Origin of the sequence: Mesorhizobium sp. M3A.F.Ca.ET.175.01.1.1 (assembly GCF_004791945.1) — a bacterium.
In the GTDB taxonomy this organism is placed as follows: Bacteria; Pseudomonadota; Alphaproteobacteria; order Rhizobiales; family Rhizobiaceae; genus Mesorhizobium.
This window is the reverse complement of record NZ_SRTP01000012.1, coordinates 114435-138151: the sequence shown is the minus strand read 5'-3', so window position 1 is coordinate 138151 and position 23717 is coordinate 114435. Positions and strand designations below refer to the sequence as shown.

Annotated in this window: 21 protein-coding genes; 10 read left to right on the top strand and 11 right to left on the bottom strand. The window is 64.7% G+C overall.

Annotation, left to right across the window (positions count from 1 at the left end; genetic code table 11):
- The first annotated feature begins 183 nt into the window (after window positions 1-183).
- Complete coding sequence (locus EN818_RS23970) at window positions 184-1008, top strand: galactosyltransferase Lgt5 (RefSeq protein WP_095807779.1); 825 nt, start codon at window positions 184-186, stop codon at window positions 1006-1008.
- Window positions 1009-1092: 84 nt separating this feature from the next.
- Complete coding sequence (locus EN818_RS23965) at window positions 1093-1356, top strand: DUF6460 domain-containing protein (RefSeq protein WP_095807780.1); 264 nt, start codon at window positions 1093-1095, stop codon at window positions 1354-1356.
- A gap of 3 nt (window positions 1357-1359) precedes the next feature.
- On the opposite strand, the gene EN818_RS23960 is transcribed toward EN818_RS23965, so the two are convergent.
- Complete coding sequence (locus EN818_RS23960) at window positions 1360-2262, bottom strand: histone deacetylase (RefSeq protein ID WP_095807870.1); 903 nt, start codon at window positions 2260-2262, stop codon at window positions 1360-1362.
- Window positions 2263-2382: 120 nt separating this feature from the next.
- On the opposite strand from EN818_RS23960, the gene EN818_RS23955 reads away from it, so the two are divergent.
- Window positions 2383-3717, top strand: coding sequence for an MATE family efflux transporter (locus EN818_RS23955; protein WP_189523834.1), 1335 nt, complete (start codon window positions 2383-2385; stop codon window positions 3715-3717).
- Here EN818_RS23955 and EN818_RS23950 read toward each other — a convergent pair.
- Both EN818_RS23950 and EN818_RS23945 read right to left on the bottom strand, forming a co-directional pair.
- Window positions 3710-4789, bottom strand: a complete 1080-nt coding sequence (locus tag EN818_RS23950; protein ID WP_095807781.1) for a quinone-dependent dihydroorotate dehydrogenase — start codon at window positions 4787-4789, stop codon at window positions 3710-3712. The two genes, EN818_RS23955 and EN818_RS23950, sit on opposite strands and share 8 nt — an antisense overlap.
- Entirely contained in the window at window positions 4786-5136 is a 351-nt protein-coding gene (locus EN818_RS23945) for a DUF952 domain-containing protein (protein ID WP_165350073.1), read from the bottom strand. Before EN818_RS23945 ends, EN818_RS23950 begins: the two co-directional genes overlap by 4 nt.
- A 111-nt stretch (window positions 5137-5247) precedes the next feature.
- On the opposite strand from EN818_RS23945, the gene EN818_RS23940 reads away from it, so the two are divergent.
- Together EN818_RS23940 and EN818_RS23935 are read left to right on the top strand one after the other, a co-directional pair.
- A complete protein-coding gene (locus EN818_RS23940) occupies window positions 5248-5685 on the top strand; it encodes a hypothetical protein (RefSeq protein ID WP_095807873.1) in 438 nt (145 codons plus the stop codon).
- A gap of 114 nt (window positions 5686-5799) precedes the next feature.
- On the top strand, window positions 5800-6459 hold the full coding sequence (locus EN818_RS23935) for a response regulator transcription factor (protein ID WP_095807874.1): 660 nt from the start codon (window positions 5800-5802) through the stop codon (window positions 6457-6459).
- On the opposite strand, the gene EN818_RS23930 is transcribed toward EN818_RS23935, so the two are convergent.
- Window positions 6460-9945 carry a PAS domain-containing hybrid sensor histidine kinase/response regulator gene (locus EN818_RS23930; protein ID WP_095807782.1) on the bottom strand — a complete coding sequence of 1162 codons (3486 nt, stop codon included), beginning with the start codon at window positions 9943-9945 and terminating at the stop codon, window positions 6460-6462.
- Window positions 9946-10186: 241 nt separating this feature from the next.
- Here EN818_RS23930 and mscL point away from each other — a divergent pair, with 241 nt between their 5' ends.
- Both mscL and EN818_RS23920 read left to right on the top strand, forming a co-directional pair.
- Window positions 10187-10609, top strand: coding sequence for a large conductance mechanosensitive channel protein MscL (gene mscL, locus EN818_RS23925; RefSeq protein WP_095807783.1), 423 nt, complete (start codon window positions 10187-10189; stop codon window positions 10607-10609).
- A gap of 108 nt (window positions 10610-10717) precedes the next feature.
- Window positions 10718-11884 (top strand): pyridoxal phosphate-dependent aminotransferase, encoded by a 1167-nt coding sequence (locus EN818_RS23920; protein WP_095807784.1) that lies wholly within the window; start codon window positions 10718-10720, stop codon window positions 11882-11884.
- Window positions 11885-12029: 145 nt separating this feature from the next.
- Here the strand turns inward: EN818_RS23920 and hemA are convergent, their stop codons facing one another.
- Complete coding sequence (gene hemA, locus EN818_RS23915) at window positions 12030-13307, bottom strand: 5-aminolevulinate synthase (protein WP_095807875.1); 1278 nt, start codon at window positions 13305-13307, stop codon at window positions 12030-12032.
- Window positions 13308-13585: 278 nt separating this feature from the next.
- Here hemA and galE point away from each other — a divergent pair, with 278 nt between their 5' ends.
- From galE to EN818_RS23900, 3 genes are all read left to right on the top strand, one after another.
- Entirely contained in the window at window positions 13586-14581 is a 996-nt protein-coding gene (gene galE / locus EN818_RS23910; RefSeq protein ID WP_095807876.1) for a UDP-glucose 4-epimerase GalE, read from the top strand.
- Window positions 14582-14675: 94 nt separating this feature from the next.
- Entirely contained in the window at window positions 14676-15926 is a 1251-nt protein-coding gene (locus EN818_RS23905; protein ID WP_129553486.1) for a D-amino acid dehydrogenase, read from the top strand.
- Window positions 15927-15928: 2 nt separating this feature from the next.
- Window positions 15929-17755 (top strand): alanine racemase, encoded by a 1827-nt coding sequence (locus EN818_RS23900; RefSeq protein ID WP_095807786.1) that lies wholly within the window; start codon window positions 15929-15931, stop codon window positions 17753-17755.
- Between the two features lie 70 nt (window positions 17756-17825).
- On the opposite strand, the gene EN818_RS23895 is transcribed toward EN818_RS23900, so the two are convergent.
- The 6 genes from EN818_RS23895 to EN818_RS23870 all read right to left on the bottom strand — a co-directional run bounded on the left by EN818_RS23895 (window position 17826) and on the right by EN818_RS23870 (window position 23695).
- Window positions 17826-18329, bottom strand: a complete 504-nt coding sequence (locus EN818_RS23895) for a hypothetical protein (RefSeq protein ID WP_095807787.1) — start codon at window positions 18327-18329, stop codon at window positions 17826-17828.
- Window positions 18330-18494: 165 nt separating this feature from the next.
- A complete protein-coding gene (locus EN818_RS23890) occupies window positions 18495-19853 on the bottom strand; it encodes an FGGY-family carbohydrate kinase (RefSeq protein ID WP_135905539.1) in 1359 nt (452 codons plus the stop codon).
- Entirely contained in the window at window positions 19850-20164 is a 315-nt protein-coding gene (gene rhaM / locus EN818_RS23885; protein ID WP_176478409.1) for an L-rhamnose mutarotase, read from the bottom strand. Before rhaM ends, EN818_RS23890 begins: the two co-directional genes overlap by 4 nt.
- Complete coding sequence (locus tag EN818_RS23880; RefSeq protein WP_095807790.1) at window positions 20164-21165, bottom strand: ABC transporter permease; 1002 nt, start codon at window positions 21163-21165, stop codon at window positions 20164-20166. The genes rhaM and EN818_RS23880 overlap by 1 nt, the downstream gene beginning before the upstream one ends.
- On the bottom strand, window positions 21162-22139 hold the full coding sequence (locus EN818_RS23875) for an ABC transporter permease (RefSeq protein WP_095807791.1): 978 nt from the start codon (window positions 22137-22139) through the stop codon (window positions 21162-21164). The genes EN818_RS23880 and EN818_RS23875 overlap by 4 nt, the downstream gene beginning before the upstream one ends.
- A complete protein-coding gene (locus EN818_RS23870; RefSeq protein WP_095807792.1) occupies window positions 22136-23695 on the bottom strand; it encodes a sugar ABC transporter ATP-binding protein in 1560 nt (519 codons plus the stop codon). Before EN818_RS23870 ends, EN818_RS23875 begins: the two co-directional genes overlap by 4 nt.
- Window positions 23696-23717: the final 22 nt, after the last annotated feature.

Here is a 23717-nt window from a genome sequence, read left to right as displayed (position 1 = left end):
GCCACTGAAGGACGGGATGGTCGCCATCCTGCAGATTTCGCGATCTGCCGCTCGGATTGAAGCCGAGGCAGGCGCCGCGCGGCCGCGGCGCGACGGAGCAAAGATTTTTCTATTATTTTCAGCTATTGGCAGCAAACGGTCAGAAGGCCGTCAATGCCGTTCCTTCACCTCGGGACAAGTCAAGTGCAGCCTATCGAACCCGTCGTCAACGCCCTCTGGATCGGCGCCGCGCTGGAAGATTGGCATGCGGCCTGCCTTCGCTCTTTCACGATGGCTGGGCATCGTGTGCTGCTCCATTGCTACGACGTGCCGCGCAACGTACCGCCCGAGGTGGAGGTGTTCGACGCTTCGGCGCTGATGCCTAGAGAGCGGATTGTCTACTATCGGTCGAACGGAAGCCCGTCGCTGTTTTCAAATCTCTACCGGCTGAAGATCTTGGAGGCCGGCATGGGGCTTTATGTCGATTGCGATGTCTTCTGCCTGAAGCCGATTCCGCGGCAAGACTACATTTTCGGCCACCAGACGAATCTCGAGCTCAACGGCGCGGTGCTCAAGCTGCCGCAGGGCAGCAGGATGCTGGAGGAAGCCCTCAAGATGACCGATGATCCGTACTACATCGCGCCTTGGCTGAGTCGGGAGAAGCGTCTGTGGTATCGGTCGCGCAAGGCGATTGGTCTGCCGATCCACATCTCCCGTTACGATTGGGGCCAACTGGGACCGAGGGCGATAACCTATCTCGCCAAGGCCACCGGCATGATGCGGCACGCGGCGCCAATCGACGTGTTCTATCCCGTGCTGCATACGCAGATCACGATGCTGCTTGATCCGGCGCTTTCATTGACCGACATCGGAACACCTCGCACGCTGTGCATCCATCTGTTCGATCAGATCCTCAAGAAGTGGATGAAAGGGCGTCCGATCCCGGCAACGTCGCCGCTTGGCCAAATGCTCGACCGCTGCGCCCTGCCGGCCCGGACCAGCGCCACTGCGGTGCCTCACAATCGTTGAGCCGCGATTCTTGATGAACGGCGGCAGAGTGCGTATTTCTGAGGCCACGCTCCCGAATCGGGCAACTCGAACCGGAGAACAGCCTTGTCCGCATTGACGCGATTCCTAGGCGATACGCCGCTCAGGGTGATCCTGAAGCTGCTGGTGGTTTCCTTCCTAGTCGGCCTCGTCATGCACGCGTTCGGTTGGTCGCCGATGGACGTCTTTTATGGCATCCGCCAGTTCTTCATCGATCTGTGGAATCTCGGCTTCCACGCCATCGACCGTTTCCTGGGTTACATCCTGCTCGGTGCCGCGATCGTTGTGCCCGCCTTCATCCTGATCAGGATCGCCAGCTACAGGAAGTAACCTTCACGCGAAGCGGGCGGCGACCTCGAACAGGATGGCGTGACGGGCGGCAAGCGCCGGCACATCGGCCGAATAGCCGCCGCCGATGACGCCGCAGAGCGGGATGTCGCGGGCTCGGAAATGGCCGATCACCATCTCGTCGCGCGCACGCAGCCCGTCATCGGAGAGCGCCAGCCTGCCGAGCTTGTCCTCGGCATGGACGTCCACCCCGGCATTGTAGAAGACGAGATCCCAGCGACTGAGTTCCGAAAGCTCGGGCAGGACGGCGCCGAGCCGCGCGAGATAGGCGGCATCGCCCGTGCCGTCGGGCAAGGCGACGTCGAGGTCGGACGCGATCTTGCGAGCCGGGTAATTGCGCTCGCCATGCATGGAGAAGGTGAAGACGCGCGGGTCGTCCTTCAGGATATCTGCCGTCCCGTCGCCCTGATGCACGTCGAGATCGACGATGAGGATGTTTTTGACGACGGCTTCGGCGAGCAGAACAAGCGAGGCCACGGCAACGTCGTTGAAGGTGCAGAAGCCCGCTCCCTGCGCACGCCTTGCATGATGGCTGCCGCCGGCGGCGTTGCAGGCAATGCCGTGCCTCAGCGCCAGCCGTGCCGCGAGCACCGTGCCGGCGGTGGCAAGCTGCGCTCGCAGCGACACCCGCTCACCGACCGGAAAACCGATCTCGCGTTCGATCCTCTCCGGCACTTCGCAGGCCAGCACCTGGTCGACATAGTCGCCGGCATGCGCACGCTTCAGCCATGAAGCCGGCGCCGGTTCCGGCAGGAAGAGCGCTCCCGGCGCGGCCACTCCACGGCCGCGCAGTGTCGCCATCAGCAGCGGATACTTGCTCATCGGAAAGCGATGGTTGACGGAAAAGCCGGCGTCATAGTGAGGATGGTGGACGATCTGCAGCGGCATGATGCGGGCCTGCGCCAGCTCTGGAATTCGGTTGACCGCCGCTAGGCGATTGCACGGTGCCGGCAAACTGGGGCACATCGGCTGCTCGATCAAGCAGCAATCCCGCAAGGCAGCAATCCTTTGGATGCGACCCAGGCCGACACCAGATCCTTCGCCGTCACCAACCGTTCGGTGCTGGCGATCGCCGTGCCGATGACGCTTGCCTATCTGACGACGCCGTTGCTCGGCATTGTCGATACGGCGGTGGTCGGCCAGTTCGGCGATGCGGCGCTGCTCGGCGGCCTGGCGGTGGGATCGCTGGTCTTCGATGTCGTCTTCGCCTCGTTCAATTTCCTGCGCTCAGGGACCACCGGACTTGTCGCCCAGGCCTTCGGACGCGGCGACGCGCTTGAGGAGCAGGCGGTGCTGTGGCGTGCCCTGCTGATCGCGGTCGTTGCCGGCATCGTGCTGGCGGTGCTTGCGCCGCTGGTCGCGACCATCGGGCAGTGGTTCATGGCCGCCGAGCCGCGCGTCAGCGCTGCGATGTCGATCTATATCCGCATCAGGCTGCTCGCCGCTCCCTTCTCCCTCGTCAACTACGCCATACTGGGTTACGTGCTGGGACGCGGCGAGGGCGGGTTGGGGCTGATGCTGCAGTTGGTGCTCAACGGCATCAACATCGTTCTTTGCATTCTGCTCGGTCTCGAACTCAGCTGGGGTGTCGCCGGCGTCGCCTGGGCGACGGTCAGCGGCGAATTTCTGGCGATGTTGCTTGGCCTTGCCATCGTGTTGATGCGCTTTCGGAAGTTGGAGCGTCCGTCGCGCCGTCGCGTCCTCGACCTGCCGGCCTATCGCCGCATGCTGTCGCTCAACCGCGATATCATGATCCGCTCCTTCTCGCTGCTTGCCGCCTTCGCGCTGTTCACCCGGCAAGGCGCGCAGTTCGGCACAGTGATGCTCGCCGCCAACGCCGTGCTGATGAACTTCTTCCTGATCGCAGGTTATTTCCTCGACGGCTTCGCCACTGCCGCGGAGCAGCTGGCCGGCCGCGCCATCGGCGCGCGGGCCAGGACGGCGTTCAAGCAAGCCGTGCGGCTGACGTTGGCCTGGGGTTTCGGCCTGGCGGCCGCAGCCAGCCTTATTCTGCTGAGCGCCGGTGCCGACCTGGTCGCGCTGGTGACCACCTCGCCGGAGGTTCGCGCCGTCGCCGACATCTATCTGCCCTGGGCCGCCTTCACCGCGCTGAGTGGTGTGCTGGCCTTTCAGATGGACGGCGTCTTCATCGGCGCGACCTGGTCGCGCGACATGCGCAACATGATGCTGCTGTCGTTCCTGGCCTTCAGCGGGGCGCTGATCACGTTGGCGCCGGCCTTCGGCAACAATGGCCTCTGGGCAGCGCTGCACGTGTTTCTGCTGGTCCGGGGCTTGAGCCTGCTGGCGATGCTGCCGCTGCGAGCGCGAACGGCGTTCAGCTGAGCGACTTCGCGGCCCAGTGCTGGCACCTGGTGTCGCGCAAGGCTGCGATGGACTTCAGGCGCTCCTTTTCAACCAGGCGGACCATGCCGGCAACGATGCGTCCCGGCAGCGCCGGACCCGCATAGATCATGCCGGTATAGAGCTGGACGAGGTCGGCGCCGGCGCGGATCTTTTCCAACGCGGTTTCGGCAGAGTCGACGCCGCCGACGCCGATGATGGCGATCTCCGGGCCAAGCAGCTTGCGCATCCGGGCCAGCACCGCCGTCGAGCGCTCGAACAGCGGCCTGCCCGAGAGCCCGCCGGTCTCGCTGGCGGCGGTCGTGCGCCGCAATCCAGTCCGCGCCAGCGTCGTGTTGGACACGATGACGCCTTCGATCTTCTTCTCGATGACCTCGGCGGCAACGTCTTCCAGTTCTGCGTCCACGAGGTCCGGGGCGATCTTGAGGAAGACAGGCGGCTGCACCGACGATGCCGCACGCGCTGCCGTCACCCGCGACAGAAGCTCGCCGAGCTGCTCGCGCGCCTGCATGTTGCGCAGCCCCGGCGTGTTCGGGGACGAGATGTTGACCGTGAGGTAGCTGGCATAGCGGGCAAAGCGCGTCACCCCGCGCTCGTAGTCGCCAATGCGGTCGGCGCTGTCCTTGTTGGCGCCGATGTTGACGCCGACGATGCCGCCGCGCCTTTTGCGCGCGGCAAGCCGCCTTTCGGCGGCCTCATGGCCCTCATTGTTGAAACCCAGCCGGTTGATCACCGCTTCGTCCGCCGTCAGCCGGAAGATGCGCGGCTTTGGATTGCCCGGCTGCGGCAGGGGCGTGATGGTCCCGACCTCGGCGAAGCCGAAGCCGAGGCCAAGCAGCGCGTCCGGCACCTCGGCATTCTTGTCGTAACCGGCGGCCATGCCGAGCGGGTTGGGGAAATCGAGACCGCAGAGCCTTACCTCGAGCCGGGCATCGTGCGGCGCCCGTGAGGCCACCGGCAGGCCGCAACGCAGCGCCGCGATCGACAGGCCATGCGCGGTTTCGGGGTCGAATGAGAACAGCAGCTTCTGGCCGATCCGGTCGAGCATGCTCATTCGTCCTCCAGTTTCGGAAATTGATGCGACCCATCCGCACCGAGCGCCAGCGGGCGAACCCAGATCGCCGCATCGACAGCAAGCGGCGCATAGAGATGCGGGAACAGCGAGCCGCCGCGCGAGACCTCGTATTTCAGTGCCGAGCCCAATTTCTCGCCATCGATGGCGATCAGCAGAAGGTCGCTCTGGCCGGCGAAATGCTTGGCCGCCGTCTCGCGCACCTGCGCGGCGGTGGAGAAATGGATGAAGCCGTCGGCGATGTCGACCGGCGCGCCCTTGAAGCGCCCTTGCTTCTCCGCCTCGCGCCACAGAGCCTCGGGGGCGATCTTGTAGATAATCTGAGACATTGTCGCGCTATAGTCTGAACCGGACATGCGGGAAAGGCTCTGCTGGCGGTCTTCCCTCATTTCCGGCGCAAACCTGTGGTAGAGTGCCTTCATCGGCTCATGGAGGAAAACATGCGTCTGCATCATATCCTTATCCCCGCGGCGCTTTGCTCGCTGGTTGCCGCCTCTGCCTTCTCCGAGGAGACCGAACGCTACCGCCTGGAGAAATCCGCCAACGGCTATGTCCGCATGGACACCCAGACCGGTGCGATGTCGATCTGCGAGGAGCGCTCCGGCCAGCTCGTCTGCAAGATGGCCGCCGATGAGCGCGCCGCCTTCCAGGACGAGGTCGACCGGCTGCAGAACTCGGTCAAGGCGCTCGACGAGCGCGTCGCCAAGCTCGAGAATTCGCTCTCCGCCCGGCTCGAATCGCAGCTGCCGAGCGAAGAGGATTTCAACAAGACGATGAGCTACATGGAGCGCTTCTTCCGCAGCTTCATGGATATCGTCAAGGACATGGACAGGCAGGACGGTGACGACGGCACCAAGCTCAACTCGCAAAAAACCTGAGTTGGCGAGCGAAACACCGGCCCGCGCGGGCTTTGTGGCTTGAAAACGGCCCGCGCCGCCGCATAATTGTTCCGATCCCGCAAGAATAGACAATCAGCGATGGGGGAGGGATATTTGCCGTCGGGCTACAACTTCGTCATCGCCGACGACCATCCACTTTTTCGTGGTGCGCTGAAGGAAGCACTTACCGGCATCGGCGACGTTGCGGCCATCCACGAGGCCGGCGATTTCGAGAGCGCCAAGGCGCTGGTCGTCGCCAATGACGAGATCGACATGGTGCTGCTCGACCTGTCGATGCCAGGCGCCAGCGGCCTGTCGGGGCTGATCTCGCTGCGCGGCATCCATCCATCGGTGCCGCTGGTGGTGGTGTCGGCGCATGATGACCCCGTCACCATCCGTCGCGCGCTGGACCTTGGGGCTTCCGGCTTCATTTCCAAGTCGGCCAGCATGGAGGAGATACGTTCCGCCGTGCGGGCGGTGTTGGCCGGCGACATTGCCGCGCCCGCCGGCATCGAGCTTGGCGTCGAGCGCGATCCGGAAATCTCCGATCTGATCAAGCGGCTGCAGGCGCTGACGCCGCAGCAGACGCGCGTGCTCGGCATGTTGGCGGAAGGCCTGCTCAACAAGCAGATCGCCTATGAGCTCGGCGTCTCCGAAGCGACCATCAAGGCGCATGTCTCGGCTATCCTGCAGAAGCTCGGGGTCGACAGCCGCACCCAGGCGGTCATTCAGCTCTCGAAAATTGGCGGCGACCCGCTGCAGATAGCGGGCTGATCACTCGGCCGCCGAGGCCAGCGGCCTCACTCTGGCCATCATCGAGCGCAGCACCGCCGGCTTGATCGGCTTGTTGATCACCGGCACCTCGAGCTCGCCCGCGGCCGCGCGGACCTCGCTGGAGCGGTCGGCGGTGATCAGCACGCAGGGCAGGTCCTGGCCGTGAGCGGCGCGCAGCTCGGCGATCGCGTCAAGTCCGGTGCCGCCATCGAGGTGGTAGTCGGCCAGCACGATGTCGGGCCTTGCGGCGCCGGGCAACACCAGATCTTCTGATCCGGAAGCCGTCGCCACCGAGCAGCCCCAGCCCTCGAGCAAGAGCCGCATGCCGTCGAGGATACGCGTGTCGTTGTCGATGCAGAGCACGCTGAGGCCGGCAAGCGAGGAGGCAGGCCGTGCCGGCGCGTTCCTGGCCTCGCTCGCCGGTGCAGCGACCGCAACCGCGGGCAAGATGACGGAGAAACGCGTGCCTTTGCCTGGGGTGGAGAAGATGCGGATCTCGAGCCTGAGCACGCGGGCGATGCGGTCGACGATCGAGAGTCCGAGCCCGAGGCCCTCGGCCTCGCGCGCGCCTTCGTCCAGTCGCGTGAACTCGTGGAACACCGTGTTCAGCTTGTCGCTGGCGATGCCGATGCCGGTGTCGATCACCTGGATCTCGGCCAGTCCGCCGCGCCGCCGCACACCGACCAGGATGCGTCCCTTTCGCGTGTATTTGATGGCGTTGGAGACCAGGTTCTGGATCAGCCGGCGCAACAGCTTGCGGTCGGTCACCACGCCGAGCGATGAGGGGATGATCGTCAGGGCAAGCTTCTTCTCGGCGGCGAGCGGGCGGAAATCGTTGCCGATCTGCTGCAGCAGCCCGTCAAGGCTGAAGGCGGTGTCCTCGGGCTTCATCGCCCCGGCATCGAGCCGGGAGATGTCGAGCACGGCGCCAAGGATGGTCTCGACGGATTCCAGGGAGGACTCGATGTTGACCGCCGCCTTGCCGGCCGGTCCCTTGCCGGCCTTTTCGATCAGCGAGGCGCAATAAAGCCGGGCGGCATTGAGCGGCTGCAGGATGTCGTGGCCGGCGGCGGCCAGAAACCGCGTCTTGCCGAGATTGGCTTCCTCGGCCAGCATTTGCGCCTGTGCCAGCTCCTCGTTGACCAGGGTGAGCTCGGCGGTGCGGCTCCTGACCCGCTGCTCCAGCGATTCATTGGCCCGCTTCAGCGCCAGGTCCTGCTCGACGCGGCCGGAAATGTCGGCGTAGGTCGCGACGATGCCGCCGTCCGGCATAGGGTTGGAGCGAAGCTCCAGGATGCGGCCGCTGGTCTTCAGCTCCATCTGCCAGGGACCGGCGAAGCTGGTCAGCCGGTTGAGCATCGCGACCCGCTGGTCGGCGGGGATATCGCCGCGCTCGGCAAGGTGGTGCAGGATCCGGTCGAGCGACACCCCGACCTGGCCCATTTCGTCCGGCAGGTCGAACAGTGCCCGGTATTGGCGGTTCCAGCAGATCAGCCGGAAATCGCGATCGAAGACGGTGATGCCTTGCTCCATCTGGTCGAGCGCGATCTGCAACAGATCGCGATTGTGCTGCAGCGCCTCGGTGGCGTCGTCGAGCAGACGGAAAGCGTCCTTGGAATCGCGGTCGTTGCGGCGGAACAGCAGCGACAGGATCAGCCGCGCCGAGGACGAGCCGACGGCGCTCGCCAGCAACTGCTCGGAGAAGCGGATGACGTCCATGCTGGCCTGCTCCTTGCCGTGCAGCGAGACGTTCGCGTTCTTCTCGAAGGACTGGAAGGAGCGCTCGGTCCGCTCGACGCCGAGATAGCGCGAGATCGTGTCCTTGAGGTCGTTGACGGTGACGGCGGTGCGGAAGCGGCGCAGGCTCGGCATCGGACCCGCGTCGCGCGGCACGAAGATCGCCGCCTGGATGCGCTCCAGCGGCACGGAGGCGCGGGACAGCGATCCCAGCACGAAGAACAGCGTGTTGACCGATAGGCTCCAGAGCACGCCGTGGTTCAGCGGTTCGCCGACGGTGCCGAACAATGCCTGCGGCCTGAGCGCTTCGAAGCCGAACAGGCCGTGGACGACAATGCCGGTGTCGGCAGCCGCCAGTGAAGGCAGAAGCAACGTATAGCCCCACACCAATATGCCGGCGACCATGCCGAGCGCGGCACCCCGGCCGTTGGCGCGGCGCCAGATCAGGCCGCCGATCAAGGCCGGCGCGAATTGCGCGATGGCGGCAAACGACATCAGCCCGATCGAAGAGAGTCGCGCGCTGTTTGTGCTCTCTCGGTAATAGAGGAAGGCGATGAACAGCATGATGAAGATCGACGCCCGCCGCACGTTGAGGATCAGCGTCGACCAGTCCTCGTTCTCGGAGTTGGTCGTCTTCAGCAGGCGGCGCACGAACAGCGGGATGACGAGATCGTTGGAGATCATGATCGACAGCGCCACGCTCTCGACGATGACCATGGCGGTCGCTGCCGACAGACCGCCGATGAATGCGATCATCGCCAGCACGTCATGGCCGCTGAACAGCGGCAGCGACAAGACATAGAGATCGCTGCTGGTCCTGCTGCCGACCAGCGACAGGCCCGCAAAGGCAATCGGCAGCACGAACAGGTTGATCGCCACCAGGTAAAGCGGGAATACCCAGGTCGCGGTGCGCAACTCGGCCTCGCTGCGGTTCTCGACGACGGTGACATAGAACTGGCGCGGCAGCATCAGCACGGCAAAGCCGCTTAAGGTCGTCAGCACCAGCCAGGTGGCCAATGAGGTGCTGTAGCCCATGGCCTGCCGCACCTGGCCGTTGGCCGCGAGTGTCTTCAGCATGTCGCCCGGCCCGCCGAAGATCAGGAAGGCGACCATCAGGCCGATGGCGAGGAAGGCGGCGAGCTTGACCACGGTCTCGACCGCGACCGCCAGCACCAGCCCGTCCTGGTGCTCGGTGGCGTCGGCATGGCGGGTGCCGAACAGCACCGCGAACAAGGCCAGCAGCATCGCGACCACCAGCGAGATGTCGCTGACGAACGGGTCGAAGGAAGGCGGCGAGCCGGTATAGTGCTCGACCATCAGGCGGACCGATCCCGAGATGGCCTTCAGCTGCAGCGCCATGTAGGGCACGGCGCCGATCGTCGCGATCAGCGTCGCGATCGCCGCCACGATGAAGCTCTTGCCGTAGCGGGCGCCGAGAAAGTCGGCGATCGAGGTGATCTTCTCGGTCTTGGCCAGCCGGACGATACGATTGAGCAGGGGAAAGCCGAACACGAACACCAGCGCCGGCCCGGTATAGATGCCGAGGAATTCGAGGCCGCGCTCGGAGGACAGCCCGACCGAGCCGAAAAACGTCCAGGAGGTGCAGTAGATGGCGAGGCTGAGCGCATAGATGAAGGGCCGCCCCCGGCCGAGACTGGCGGCCGCGGCGCGCCGGTCACCGATGCTCGCGATCGCGAAAAGCAGCGTCACATAGGCGATCGCGATGATGACGACGAACCAGCCTTGCACGGCTCGAACTTTGCTCCCTAGGCGGTTTTGCCTTGCGGCCGGTTAGACGCAACCACAGCTTCGAACTCAAGTCCATCGCGGCTTTCGGCGCATATGCGTTTGATCCCGCCGCCTGGACAAACCGCTGCCTTAACCCTTTTTCCGATTTTGCAACCGGGGGTTTTTGCTATGGTGGGGCCGGGTCGGCGCCGAGGGGAGAGGGTGAGGCGGCAGCGCGGCCGGTCATGGCAAGGAGGGTCGAATGCTGAAAGAATTCCAGGAATTCATCTCCAAGGGCAATGTGATGGACTTGGCCGTCGGCGTCATCATCGGCGCCGCTTTCGGCAAGATCGTCGATTCGCTGGTCAATGACATCATCATGCCGATCGTCGGAGCGATCTTCGGCGGGCTGGATTTCAACAACTACTTCTTCGGACTGTCCTCGAACGTCCACTCACCCGCGCTGGCTGACGCCAAGAAGGAGGGCGCTGTTTTCGCTTACGGCAGCTTCATCACCGTAGTGCTGAATTTCCTGATCCTTGCTTTCATCATCTTCCTCATGGTGAAGGCGGTGAACAATTTGCGCAGGAGGCTGGAGCGCGAGAAGCCCGCCGCGCCGGCCGCCCCGCCGCCGGCCGATGTGCAATTGCTGACCGAAATCCGCGACCTCCTCGCCAGGAGATAGCTGACCGACAGGACGCTGGACCAAAGCCCCGGTCGCCTGCGGCCGGGGTTTTCTGTTTGCGGCCGTCATAAAAGACGCTAGCAGTCGCCAAACGGAGCAGATTTGTGCATGACCCTGATCCAGAACCTGCGCGCGGAAGCCCGCGCCGCGCCCGAAAGCGGCATTGTCGCAGTCGTCAACCATGGCCGCCTGCGCGAAGGCCTGATTCCGCTCTGGGCGGGTGAGGGCGATCTGCCGACGCCGGCCTTCATCACCGACGCCGCGGCCCGGGGACTGGCGGCGGGCGAGACCTTCTACACTTGGCAGAAGGGCATTCCCGAGCTTCGGCAGGCGCTTGCCCGCTATTACGCCAGACATTTCGGCAAGAGTTGCGCCGAGGAAGAATTCATCGTCACGGGATCCGGCATGCACGCCATCCAGCTGGCGATCGACGCGGTCGCCGGCAGCGGCGACGAGGTCGTCTACCTGTCGCCGGCCTGGCCGAACTTTGCCGCCGCCGCGGGCGTCGCCGGTGCCGTTCCGATCGCGGTCACGCTCGACCAGTCTGGCAATGGCTGGTCCTGCGATGTCGAAAAGATTGCCGCCGCGATCACGCCCAGGACGAGAGCGCTGTTCGTCAACACGCCCTCGAACCCGACCGGCTGGACCGCCGACAGGCAGACGCTGCAGTCGATCCTCGATCTTGCCCGTCAAAGAGGCTTGTGGATCATCGCCGATGAAATCTATGCGCTGTTCCACTACGGCGGCGGCCGCGCTCCATCCTTTCTCGACATTGCGACGGCGGAAGACCGGATCCTGTTCGTCAACAGCTTTTCCAAGAATTGGGCCATGACCGGCTGGCGCGTCGGCTGGATCAAGACCCATCCCGCCTTGCAGCAAGTATTCGAGAACCTGATCCAGTACTCGACCTCTGGCGTCGCCCAGTTCATGCAGCGCGGCGCGGTAGCGGCGCTTGACGAGGGCGACGGCTTCATCGCCGAGCAGGTCGAGCGCGCGCGGGCGGCCCGCGACCTCGTCTGCAATATCTTGGGGGAGACCGGCAAGGCGCGTTTCACCGTGCCGCAGGGCGCGTTCTATCTGTTCTTCACCGTCGACGGCATCAGCGATTCCCGCGCAGCCGCCTTCGACATCGTCGACAACGCCAATGTCGGTCTGGCGCCGGGCACGGCCTTCGGACCCGGCGGCGAAGCCTTCCTCAGGCTATGTTTCCACCGCCGCCTCGATCAGCTCGAGGAAGCGGCGCATCGCCTGGCGAGGTGGATGAAGACAACCTGAGCCGACCTGAAGCCGCATTGAAACTCGGTCCGGTGCGCCAGCCGGGCTTTCGAGACCCGGAGCGCAGTGGAAATTGATATCCGTGAACAGCGGGAGCGCAGAAAGTCGCGGCGGATGGCCGCCGGAGTAGAGTTTCAAACGGCTTTCAGCCGCCCGACTTCGGCACCAGCAACGGAATGATGCGCTCGCTCTTGGCGACGGCCGGCCGTCCCGCCGAGGCATAAGGGATGCCGAGCGCGTCCCAGGTCTCGACCAGCGCGTCCTGCAGCTCGGCGATCAGCGCGTCGGAATGGAACGGGGTCGGCGTGATGCGCAGCCGCTCGGTGCCGCGCGGCACCGTCGGATAGTTGATCGGCTGGATATAGATGCCGTGCACGCCGAGCAGGCGGTCGCTGGCCATCTTGCACAGCTCCGGATCGCCGACCAGCACCGGCACGATGTGGGTGGCCGATTCCATCACCGGCAGCCCGGCCGCGGCCAGCACCTGCTTGGTCCGCGCCGCCTGGCGCTGCTGCGCCTCGCGCTCGGCCTGCGAGCGCTTCAGATGCTGGATCGAGGCGGTGGCGGCCGCCGCGATCGCCGGCGGCAGCGCGGTGGTGAAGATGAAGCCGGGCGCATAGGAGCGCACCGCGTCGATGACCGCGCTGCGGCCGCTGATGTAGCCGCCCAGCGTGCCGAAGGCCTTGGCCAAGGTGCCCTCGATGACGTCGATGCGCTCGGCCAGCCCTTCGCGCTCGGTGATGCCGCCGCCGCGCGGCCCGTACATGCCGACCGCATGCACCTCGTCGATATAGGTCATGGCGTTGTAGCGCTCGGCCAGCTCGACGATCTGCTTGATCGGCGCGATGTCGCCGTCCATCGAATAGACGCTCTCGAACACGATCAGCTTGGCGCGCTCGCGCCCGGCCGCCTGCAGCAGGCTCTCCAGATGGGCGACGTCGTTGTGGCGGAAGATCTTCTTCTCGGCGCCCGAGCGGCGCACCCCCTCGATCATCGAGGCGTGGTTCAATTCGTCGGAGAAGATCAGGCAGTTGGGCAACAGCCTGGCGATGGTCGAGATCGAGGCCTCGTTGGAAACGAAGCCGGAGGTGAAGACCAGCGCCGCTTCCTTGCCGTGCAGGTCGGCGAGCTCCTGCTCGAGCTCGACCAGCGGGTTGGAGGTGCCGGAGATGTTGCGGGTGCCGCCGGCGCCCGAGCCCATCTTGCCGGCCGCCGACTGGAAGGCGGCGATGACATCGCCGTGCTGGCCCATGCCGAGATAGTCGTTGGAGCACCAGACGGTGATTTCCTGGGCGCGGCCGTTGGAACGCCAGACGGCGCGCGGAAAGCGGCCGACGATACGCTCGAGATCGGCGAAGACGCGGTAGCGCCGCTCCGCATGGAGCTGGTCGATCGCTTCCTCGAAGAACCGCTGGTAGTTCATATCGGCTTCCCAATTTTGCGCCGGATCATAGTCACTGGCCGGATGCGCGTCCACCGGGACCCGTCCGGTCAAAATGCCACGCCCTACACCTGTTCCTAACGATGGCCGATCGTGGCCTATTCCCCGGGTCTGAGCCATCTTTGTTTCGGTACGATGCCTCGGACGGGAGGAACTGTTACAGACTTAACATTCAGGGAGGATATTGGGCTTGCGGCGGGGTTTGAAGTAAGGCGGCTGTTGGGACAGTTTCCGATAAATCTTGATCAGCGAGGTAGATGATGACGGTTTTGGTGACGGGCGGTGCCGGCTATATCGGCAGCCATATGGTCTGGGAGCTTCTGGACGCCGGAGAGGACGTCGTCGTGCTCGACCGGCTTTCCACCGGCTTCGAATGGGCGGTGGCGCCGGAGGCGAAGCTGGTCGTCGGCGATGTCGCCGATCGCGATCTGGTCTCGCGTATCATCCGCGAAAACAAGGTCGACGCCATCATCCACTTCGCCGGTTCGATCGTCGTGCCGGAATCCGTCTCCGACCCGCTCGGCTATTACGAGAACAACACCTGCAAGACACGTACGCTGATCGAGACCGCAGTGCGTGAAGGCGTGCCGCATTTCATCTTTTCCTCCACCGCGGCCGTCTATGGCGGCGCCGGGCTGGAGCCGGTGCGCGAGGATGCGCATCTGGCACCGGAATCGCCCTATGGGCTTTCCAAGCTGATGAGCGAATGGATGCTGCGCGACGCGGCCATGGCGCATGACATCCGCTACACGGCGCTCCGCTATTTCAATGTCGCCGGCGCCGATCCGAAGGGCCGCACCGGCCAATCGACGCCGGGCGCCACGCATCTGATCAAGGTCGCTTGCGAGACCGCGCTCGGCAAGCGGCCCTTCATGCAGGTCTTCGGCAACGACTATGCGACGCCGGACGGCACCTGCATCCGCGACTATATCCATGTCAGTGACCTTGCGGCGGCGCACCGGCTGGCGCTGCAGCGGCTGCGCGACGGCGGCGCCAGCCTCGTCGCCAATTGCGGCTACAGCCACGGCTATTCGGTGCTGGAGGTGATCGACAGCGTCCGCCGCGCCTTCGGCCGTGATTTCGATGTTCGAATGGGCGATCGCCGCCCCGGCGACGCCGCAGCCGTCGTCGCCAATTCCGAACTCGCCCGCAACGAGCTCAATTGGACGCCGCAGCGCGACGATCTCGATCTGATCGTCAACGATGCGCTGGCCTGGGAGCGCATCCTGACCGGCAAGAACTCGGCGCGGAGCTGAACAGCCAGGGCTCGTCCGGCGCGCCAAGACGCGCTATTGAGGACGCACGGCGCGTGGAGGCGCGCCGCACGCGGTTTTTCCTCTGGGGGGCGGCATGAAGGTTCTGGTGCTCGGGGCCGGCGTCGTAGGTACGGCGGCCGCCTACTATCTGGCGAGCGACGGCCACGAGGTGACGGTGATAGAGCGTCATCAGGCGCCGGCGCGCGGCACCAGCCGGTCGAACGCCGGCCTGGTTTCGCCCGGCGATGCCACTGCCTGGGCCTCGCCGGCGGCGCTGAAGACCTTCCTGCGCGCGCTCTACAACCACGACCTCGGCATCAAGGTGCGGCTGCGCTTCGATCCTTACTTCCTCGCCTGGAGCCTGCGCTTCCTGCGCCAGTGCACGGTGGCGCGCCTGCGCGCCAACAGCCGGGTCAAGCTGCGCCTGGCGCTCTATTCGCGCGATTGCATCAACGCCATCTCGGCCGATACCGGCATCCGCTATGACGAGCGCAAGAAGGGCATCATCTATTTCTTCCGCTCGCAGCACAGTCTCGACACCGGCACCGACAATTACCGCTACCTGGCCGAACATGGCCTGCCGATCGAAATCGTTGGCCGCGAGCGGCTGGTCGAACTGGAACCGGGCCTTGCCGGGGCCAAGGAAAAGATCGCCGGCGGCGTCTATTCGCCGATCGACCAGACCGGCGATTCCAAGCAGTTCACGCAGAATCTCGCCGCTTACGCGACCGAAAAGCTAGGCGTCCGATTTCTGTACGGCACAACCGTCGAGGGCTTCGACATCGATGGCGACAGGGTGCGCGCGGTGATGACTTCGGCCGGTGCGGTCGCGGGCGATGCCGTCGTCATCTCGATGGGGCCGGAAAGCGGCCTGCTCGGACGCCGCTACGGTATCGACCTGCCAGTTTATCCCGTCAAGGGCTACACGGCCACCGTGCCGCTCGAGGATGCGAACAAGGGCCCGACCATGGGCGGCGCCGATGAGGACCAGCTGATCGGCTATTCGAGGCTGGGCAACCGGTTGCGGCTCGCCTCGACCGCCGAGTTCACCGGCTTCGACCGCAGCTTCAAGCCGCGCGATTTCGCCGCCATGTTCAGGACCGGCAAGGATCTCTTTCCCGGCGCCTTCGACGAGAACAAAGCGGAGCTTTGGGCGGGCTTGCGGCCGATGATGCCGAATTCGGTGCCGGTGATCGGCCAGGCGAAATACCGCAACCTCTATCTGGACGCCGGCCACGGCCATGTCGGCTGGACGATGGCTTGCGGCTCCGGAAAATTCCTCGCCGACCTTGTTGCCGGGCGCAAGCCGGAGATCGACCCGCAAGGGCTGCTCTACAGGAACTAGCGATGTCCGGACCGCAAGTCGCCATCGACCTTGGCCGCATCGAGCGCAATGCGCGCACCGTGGTCGAGCGCTGCGCCGGGGCAGGCATCAAGGTCTTCGGCGTCACCAAGGGCACCTGCGGCATGCCGCAAGTGGCGCGCGCCATGCTGCGCGGCGGCGTCCACGGCATCGCCGAGTCGCGTTTCGAGAACATCCGCCGTCTGCGCGACAGCGGTGTTGCCGCGCCGATCATGCTGCTCCGAAGTCCGCCGATCGCCCGCGTCGAGGAGGTCGTGCGCACCGTCGACATCAGCCTGCAGTCGGAGCTTGCCATCATCCGGGAGATCGCCCGCATCGCCGAGCGCATGGGCCGTATCCACGACATCATGCTGATGGTCGATCTCGGCGATCTGAGAGAGGGCATCTGGCCGAACGACCTGGTGGCGACGGTCGAGCAGATCCTCGAAATGAGAGGCGTGCGCATCGCCGGCATCGGCACCAATCTCGGCTGCTTCGGTGCCATCATGCCGACCGAGGAGAATCTCGGCCAGCTCGTCGCTCATGCCTACAAGACCGAGCGTCTTTGCGGCAAAAGCCTCGACTGGATTTCCGGCGGCGCCTCGTCGTCACTGCCGCTACTGCTCGATGGTCGTCTGCCCGCCGGCATCAACAATCTCAGAGTTGGCGAGGCAATTCTGCAGGGCGGGCTCGAAACCTTCCGCGATCCGCCCTGGGACGCGCTGGAGCTCGATGCCTGCCGGCTGACCGGCGACATCATCGAGGTCAAGCTGAAGCCGTCGCGGCCGATCGGCCAGTCCGGCTACGACGCCTTCGGCAACCAGCCGGTGTTCGCCGACGAGGGCGATCGCTTGCGTGCCATCGCCAATATCGGTCGCGAGGACGTGCTGGTCGAAGGGCTGGTGCCGATCGCCAAGGGTGTGCGCGTGCTCGGCGCGTCCAGCGACCATCTGCTGCTCGACGTGCAGGACGCCGATCCGCCGCCCCGGGTCGGCGACCGCGTCGCCTTCCGCATGAGCTATGGCGCCATGCTGATGGCAATGACCTCGGAATATGTCGAGAAGGCTCCGATGCACGATGTCGTGGACTATTCGGGCCGCAAATTGGTGTCGATCTCGGCCGACCCCGCCGCCGCCGGCATTCTCGCCCGCGAGGCGACGGGGGCCAGGCTGGAGGCGTTGAACTTCGACGTCGTCGAACTCGCCGATGCGGACAGGCCGCCCTCGGGCTTGATCCGGCTCAGCACGGGCGCCGACCGCCGCATTGCGCACAGGGCGATGGCCGCCACGGCGCGCGCCACGCATTCCTTCGGCCTGATCTGGATCGATTCCATTGCGGCACTTATGCCCGAGGAGATCGACGGCATCGACCTGCCGCAAGTCTCGGTGCTGGCGCGGACGTTAGGGCTCGATCACAAGCCGGGCGCGCTGCAGCCGCAGCTCTCGCCGGAGAACGTCGTCCTGGTCGGCCTTCGTCACGCCGATCCCGCCGAGGCGCGGGTGCTGGCGGATTCGCGCGTTTCAGCCTTCACCATGACCGACATCGACGCTATGGGCATGCGCGACGTCATGCGCGAGGCGATCCACATCGCTTCTTCCGGCACGCAGGGCTTCCATGTCGCCTATGCGCCCGAGGTCACCGAGTTGGCCGGCTGGGCGGCAGGCTCCGGCGGCATCACCGTGCGCGAGACGCATCAGGCGATGGAGGCGATCGCGCTGTCCGGCGGACTGCTGTCGATGAGCGTTTCCGGCTTGGGCGCAGAGTTAGAGCCCAGGCTTGCCGCTGAGATGATCAACTTCGTCATGTCTGCGTTCGGCAAACGGATTCTCTGATCACGTTCGGCTCGGATCGAGAAGACGCGGCGACGAACAAGTTCATCGCCGCGTCGAGCGGCTGCGATCGCTACTGCAGCGACTTGCGAACGCGCACGAAAGGCGCCGGATCGATCAGGTCGTCCTTGTTCAGCGTGCGGCCCGCGCAGCAGCAGCAATAGCAGTAGCACATGCTTGCGCCGAGGGGCCCGACCTTGAGGGAATAGCGTTTGTCCTTCGGGATATACATCCAATCTCCCGCATTGAGCTCGATGCCGTCATAGTAGACCGAGCCGGACATGATGAAGCGGACGCCGTCATTGTCATGAGAATGCTCGCCCACTTCCGCGTTGGGCGCGGTGGCGGTGATGAAGAACTGGCCGCCGTCCAGGTAGAAGGGCAGCTGCCATTTGGTGAACCCGGTTGGAAGCTGTTCGTGCGGAACGCCCAGGAGGTTGCACAGCGCCACGGCTTCCTTGTCCCTGGATGTCAGGATCCGTGACTTCATCTTGTGTCCGACTTTTGCCAGCGCCTCGTCGATGCGCTTCTTGCCGTCGACGAAATCGATGTGCGTAGGTTTGAATGCGGCACTCATCTTGGGCCTCCGTGAAGGATTGATTAAAAATATATCTATCTCTTACATTCGATCGAGCAGCGAATGCTTTCTATACATGATACAATACATGAAATTATTATGTGATCGGCTTCACGCTTGTTTCCGCGACGCCTTCAATTGCACTGTTGGTCAATCCACTGGTAATTAGATGGCTGCCCGCCAGGCACGCGCATATTTGCCCCAGGCGAGCTCCACCGGCGGCTTGGTGCGCTCGCCCTTGCTCATCACCGCGGCGCCGTCCGCGACCAGAAGCGCCGCGCCGACGCTGGTGCCGGTAGAACCCTCCGAGTCGATGACCGGCCGCTCCGTCGCTGCTGCCAGCATGCGGATGAAAGGCAGGTTCTGCGCGAAGGGTCCCTCGACGATGGTCGGCCCGTCGCTGCCGATCAGTTCCAGGCAGGTCGCGGTCATCAGCGCGAGATAGAATGAGATGGCGACGAAGCGCTCGCCGGGACTCAGGGCCCCGGCATCGATCCACTGCTGTTCGCGATCGGGAAACGGCCCGGAGCCCTGCTGAGCCGATGGCAGAAGCAAGGCGTTTCGCGCCAGCACGCTGGCGACATCGTCCTCGCTCCAGGCTTGGGATTTGCCACCGGTCAGCAACGAGAACTCGCGCCCGCCCATGAAGCGCGCCGAGGGCACGGGATCGCCGAGCGCGTTGACATTGACCAGCGTGTCGCGCGCCGGATCCAGTTCGACCTTCCGGCCGTCGACGGCCATCGCGACGACCCAGGTGCCGGTCGAGACAACGGAGAAGGGCGGCCGATCGGACAACAGATGCGGCAGCAGCGAGGCGTTGGAATCGTGCAGCCCGCACAACACCGGCGTGTGCGGCTCAAGCCCGGTCTTCTGCGCGATTCCCTGCCGGATCGGTCCCAGCCGGTCTTTCGCAGGTCGCACCGGCGCCATCAGCCGCCGCCAGCCCATCCGGTCGACGAGCGATGAATAGTCGGCCTGCCAGGGATTCCACAGGTCGGTATGGCAGCCGAGCGACGTCACCTCGTTGGCGGCGACGCCGGTCAGCCTGAGCGCCCAGTATTGCGGATACATAAGGATCGCGGCAGCTCGGGCGAAGTCCGTCGCAAACCGCTGCTGCTGAAAAAAGAGCTGCGCGCCGATGTTGAGGCCGGCCGGCAGACGCGGCGTGCCGGTCTCGGCGAAGGGCGGGCGGACGGCGTCATACTCACTGCTCAATGCATCGGGTCCGGCGAATTCATAATCGATCACCGGCAGCGCCAGGCTGCCTTCGGCATCCACCAGGACGGCCGTCGCGCCATGGGTGGTGATCGAGATGGCATCGATGTGCTGCTTGGCGTGCAGCGTCCCGAGGCTCTCCAGGATGAAGGCCCACAAGCGCTCGACATCGTGATGAGGGTAGAGGCCTTCCGCGGCGGCGGCGTTGGCCGTGCGCCGCAGCCCCACCTCGCGCATGGTGGCGAGATCGACCAGCGCCACCTTGGCATTCGTCTTGCCGATATCGATGACGGCGACCTTGCGGATCATGCCATATGGAACATCGTTTCCAGCGGCATTGCCACCGGCTCGTTGTCGGCCCGGGTTTCCATGATATCGGCCATATGCGCCCACCAGCGCTGCATCACCGGATGCTTCGGCAAATCGGCCATGCCGTGATCGTCACGCCGCCACAGCACCCCGAACAGGATACTGGTCTCCTCGTCGAGATGGATCGAATAGTCGGAGACGCCGGCCTGCTTGAGCAGCGCGACCAGCGACGGCCAGATCTCGTCGTGGCGGCGCTTGTACTCGGCCTTCATGCCGGGATTGATCTTCATCTTGAAAGCGTATTTTTCCATCAGGCGAAGCGCCCCTCGCGCAGCCGCCGCCAGACGATCGGCAGCGCGATCACGATGATCAGCAGCAGGCCGATGAAGATCGACATGACGATGCCCGGCACGTTGAGCAGGCCAAGGCCGAAGGTCACCAGGCCCATGATGAAGGCGGCAAGGACCACGCCAAGGATGCTGCCGGCGCCGCCGAGGATGGAGACACCGCCCAGCACCACCATGGTGATCGCCTCGAGCTCATAGCCCTGCGCGATCGACGGCCTCGTCGAGCCGAGGCGCGAGGTGATCAGCACGGAGGCGATGCCCGACATCAGCCCCGTCAGGCAGAACAGGATGAACTTGATGCGATCGACGCGCACGCCGGAGAACTGGCAGGCGACCGGATTGTTGCCGATGGCGAACACGTGACGGCCGAAGCTCGTGCGGTGCAGCACGAACCAGTAGACGAGCGCCGCGACCAGGAACAGCGCCAGCTCGAACGAGAAAACCCACCAGACATAGCCCTGCCCGAAGAAGGCAAAACTCTCCGGATAGCCCTTATAGGCCTGGTCGCCGAGAATGATGAAGGCAATGCCGCGAAACAGGCTCATCGTGCCGATGGTGACGACGATGGAGGGCAGGCCGAGCCTGGTCACCAGCAGTCCGTTGAAGGCGCCGCAGCCGAGCCCGACGGCGATGCCGATCGCCACCAGCACCGGCATGCCTGCGCCGGCTTGCAAGGCCATGCCCATCATCGTCGAGGCGAGCGCCACGATCGCGGCGACCGACAGGTCGATCTCGCCGGAGATGATCAACAGCGCCATGGCGAGCGCGATCAGGGCCTTTTCGGTGAAGTTGAAGGTCAGGTCCGACAGCGACCACGGATCGAGGAAATAGGGCGAGGCGAAGCTGTTGATCGCAAAGATGATGATGGCGATCACGACCAGCAGCGCCTCCCAGGAGAAGATCGCCGAGGAGAGCGGCTTGTCGAGCCGGTCGGGGATATGACGCGGGGCAGGGGTGTCGGTCATGCCGCTTCCGCCTTTCTGAGGATGATGCGGCCCTGCCGGCGCTCGCCGCGTGCATTGAGCACCACGGCCAGGATGATGGCGCTGCCCGAGATCGCCATCTGCCAGAAGGGCGAGACGTTGATGACCGGCAGTGCGTTGGAGATGATGCCGAGGAACAGCGCCCCTAACACCGCGCCGCCGACCGAGCCGATGCCGCCGGCGATCGAGATGCCGCCGATGACGCAGGCGGCGATGATGTTGAGCTCATAGCCGTTGGCGACTTCGACCGAGGCGATCACATAGCGCGAGATCCATAAGTACCCGGCGAGCCCGCCGATCATGCCGGAAATGCAAAAGACGATGAACTTGGTGCGGCCGACATCGATGCCGGCATAGACCGAGGCGGTCGGGTTCACGCCGATGGCATGGATCGAGCGGCCGATAGCGGTGCGTGTCATCACCAGGAAGAACAGCGCGATCACCAGGATGGCGATCCACGACAGCACCGGCAGGCCGAGGAAGGCGGCGCGCTGGAAATTGATGAAGTCCGGGCTCATCTGGTCGGCATTGACCCAGGCGCCTCCGGAAATGACGAATGTCGCCCCCCGATAGATGGTGAGCGTGCCGAGCGTCACCACGATGGAGGGAATGTTCAGCCGCCACACCAGGAAGCCGTTGAATGCGCCGAGGATCAGGCCGACGAGCAGCGCGATGACGATCAGCACCGGAATCGGGATCGCCGGATGCGCGGCATTGAGCATCGCCACCACCATGCCGGTGAAGCAAAGATTGGACGCCATCGACAGGTCGATCGAGCGCGTCAGGATCACCACCATCTGGCCGAGCGCCAGGATCATCAGGATCGAAGTGTCGTTGAACACCTGGCGCAGGTTGGCCGGATTGGCGAAACCAGGGAAGCGCGTCGAAATCAGGCCGATCAGCACGACGATGCCGGCAAGCAGCCAGATCTCGCGATATTTGAGGAAGTTCTTCATGCCGCGATCCCCGCTGCTGTCCTGACCAGCGTCTCGGCGTCGAGGCCCTTGTTGTCGTAGGTTGCCGCGATGCGGCCCTCGCGCATGACCACCACCCGGTCCGACATGCCAAGGATCTCGGGCAGTTCCGATGAGACCATGATCACCGAAAGCCCCTGCGCGACCAGCTCCGCCATGAAGCCGTGCACGGCGGCCTTGGAGCCGATGTCGATGCCCTTGGTCGGTTCGTCGAGGATGATGACCTTGGGCGCGGTGGCCAGCCATTTGGCGATGACCACTTTCTGCTGGTTGCCGCCGGAAAGCGTTCCGACGTCCTGGCTGAGCGAAGAGGCGCGCAGATCAAGGCGCTCGGTATAGGAGCGGGCGAGCGCGAACTCTTCCGCCAGCCTGAGCACGCCGGATTTCGAGGTCCGCTTGAGCGATGGCAGCGAGACGTTCTGAAAGATCGGCAGGCCGATAACCACGCCCTGCTTGCCGCGCTCTTCCGGCACATAGACGATGCCGGCCTCGATGGAATCCGCGGCCGATTTCGGCGCGATCGTCTGGCTGTCCAGCGAGATGGTGCCTCGGCTCGTGCGCGTGATGCCGGCGATCGCCTGCATCACCTCGCTGCGCCCGGCGCCGACCAGCCCGTAGAAACCGAGGATCTCGCCCTTGCGCAGCTCGAAGCCGATGTCGTCGAATTCGGTCGGATGCGACAGGCCGGACACGACAAGCACCGGCGCGCCGATCTTCGGCTCGCGCTCCGGGAAGATGTGGTCGACGTTGCGGCCGACCATCATGCGCACGATCTCGTTCTGGCCGGTATCTTTCAGCAGACCCTCGCCGACCATCTCGCCGTCGCGGAAGACGGTGTAGCGGTCGGCGATGCGGTAGATCTCGTCGAACTTATGGCTGATGAAGAGCACCGCCTTGCCTTCGCTCTTGAGGAATTCGATCAGGAGGAAAAGCTCTTCGATCTCCTTCATCGAAAGCGCCGCCGTCGGCTCGTCCATGATGACGATGCGCGCATCGATCGACATGGCGCGTGCCACAGCGACCAGATGCTTGTTGGCGATGCCGAGGTCTTTCAGACGTGCGTCGGCGTCGATATGCCCGGCACGCATCGTCTCCAGCACCTCGCGCGCGTTCTTGCGCATGGTGCGCCAGTCGATGATGCCGAAGCGGGTGCGCGGCGCGTGGCCGAGAAAGATGTTTTCGGCGACCGACAGATCGTCGAACAGCACGGTCTCCTGGTGAATGGCGGTGATGCCGTGGCCGAAGGCGGCATGGGCGCTGGGGAGCGTGGTGGTTTGCCCGTCGATGCCGATCTCGCCGGCGTCGGGCTGGTAGATGCCGGTCATGATCTTGACCAGCGTCGACTTGCCGGCGCCATTCTCGCCGATCAGCGCCGTCACCTGCCCCGGATAGAGCGATAGGCTGACATTGTGCAGCGCGCGCACGCCCGGGAAACTCTTGGAAATGCCTGAGAGCGTCAGGCGCGGGCTGGCGCTCTCAATCAGGCCTGACGGCTCGGGCCGCTCCGTCTCCATTTTGCGCTGGGCAGTCGTGTCCATATCCGTGTCAGGCCCTGAGAGA

Bases quoted from the DNA above. Each gene is read 5' to 3' on its own strand.
- EN818_RS23895 (WP_095807787.1), bottom strand. From the start codon at position 18,329: ATGAGTGCCGCATTCAAACCTACGCACATCGATTTCGTCGACGGCAAG.
- EN818_RS23950 (WP_095807781.1), bottom strand. From the start codon at position 4,789: ATGAGCATGCTCGACCGGATCGGCCAGAAGCTGCTGTTCTCATTCGAC.
- EN818_RS23945 (WP_165350073.1), bottom strand. From the start codon at position 5,136: ATGTCTCAGATTATCTACAAGATCGCCCCCGAGGCTCTGTGGCGCGAG.
- EN818_RS23960 (WP_095807870.1), bottom strand. From the start codon at position 2,262: ATGCCGCTGCAGATCGTCCACCATCCTCACTATGACGCCGGCTTTTCC.
- EN818_RS23880 (WP_095807790.1), bottom strand. From the start codon at position 21,165: ATGACCGACACCCCTGCCCCGCGTCATATCCCCGACCGGCTCGACAAG.
- EN818_RS23920 (WP_095807784.1), top strand. From the start codon at position 10,718: ATGACCCTGATCCAGAACCTGCGCGCGGAAGCCCGCGCCGCGCCCGAA.
- EN818_RS23875 (WP_095807791.1), bottom strand. From the start codon at position 22,139: ATGAAGAACTTCCTCAAATATCGCGAGATCTGGCTGCTTGCCGGCATC.
- mscL (WP_095807783.1), top strand. From the start codon at position 10,187: ATGCTGAAAGAATTCCAGGAATTCATCTCCAAGGGCAATGTGATGGAC.
- EN818_RS23900 (WP_095807786.1), top strand. From the start codon at position 15,929: ATGTCCGGACCGCAAGTCGCCATCGACCTTGGCCGCATCGAGCGCAAT.
- EN818_RS23890 (WP_135905539.1), bottom strand. From the start codon at position 19,853: ATGATCCGCAAGGTCGCCGTCATCGATATCGGCAAGACGAATGCCAAG.
- EN818_RS23870 (WP_095807792.1), bottom strand. From the start codon at position 23,695: ATGGACACGACTGCCCAGCGCAAAATGGAGACGGAGCGGCCCGAGCCG.
- galE (WP_095807876.1), top strand. From the start codon at position 13,586: ATGACGGTTTTGGTGACGGGCGGTGCCGGCTATATCGGCAGCCATATG.
- rhaM (WP_176478409.1), bottom strand. From the start codon at position 20,164: ATGGAAAAATACGCTTTCAAGATGAAGATCAATCCCGGCATGAAGGCC.
- EN818_RS23940 (WP_095807873.1), top strand. From the start codon at position 5,248: ATGCGTCTGCATCATATCCTTATCCCCGCGGCGCTTTGCTCGCTGGTT.
- EN818_RS23905 (WP_129553486.1), top strand. From the start codon at position 14,676: ATGAAGGTTCTGGTGCTCGGGGCCGGCGTCGTAGGTACGGCGGCCGCC.
- hemA (WP_095807875.1), bottom strand. From the start codon at position 13,307: ATGAACTACCAGCGGTTCTTCGAGGAAGCGATCGACCAGCTCCATGCG.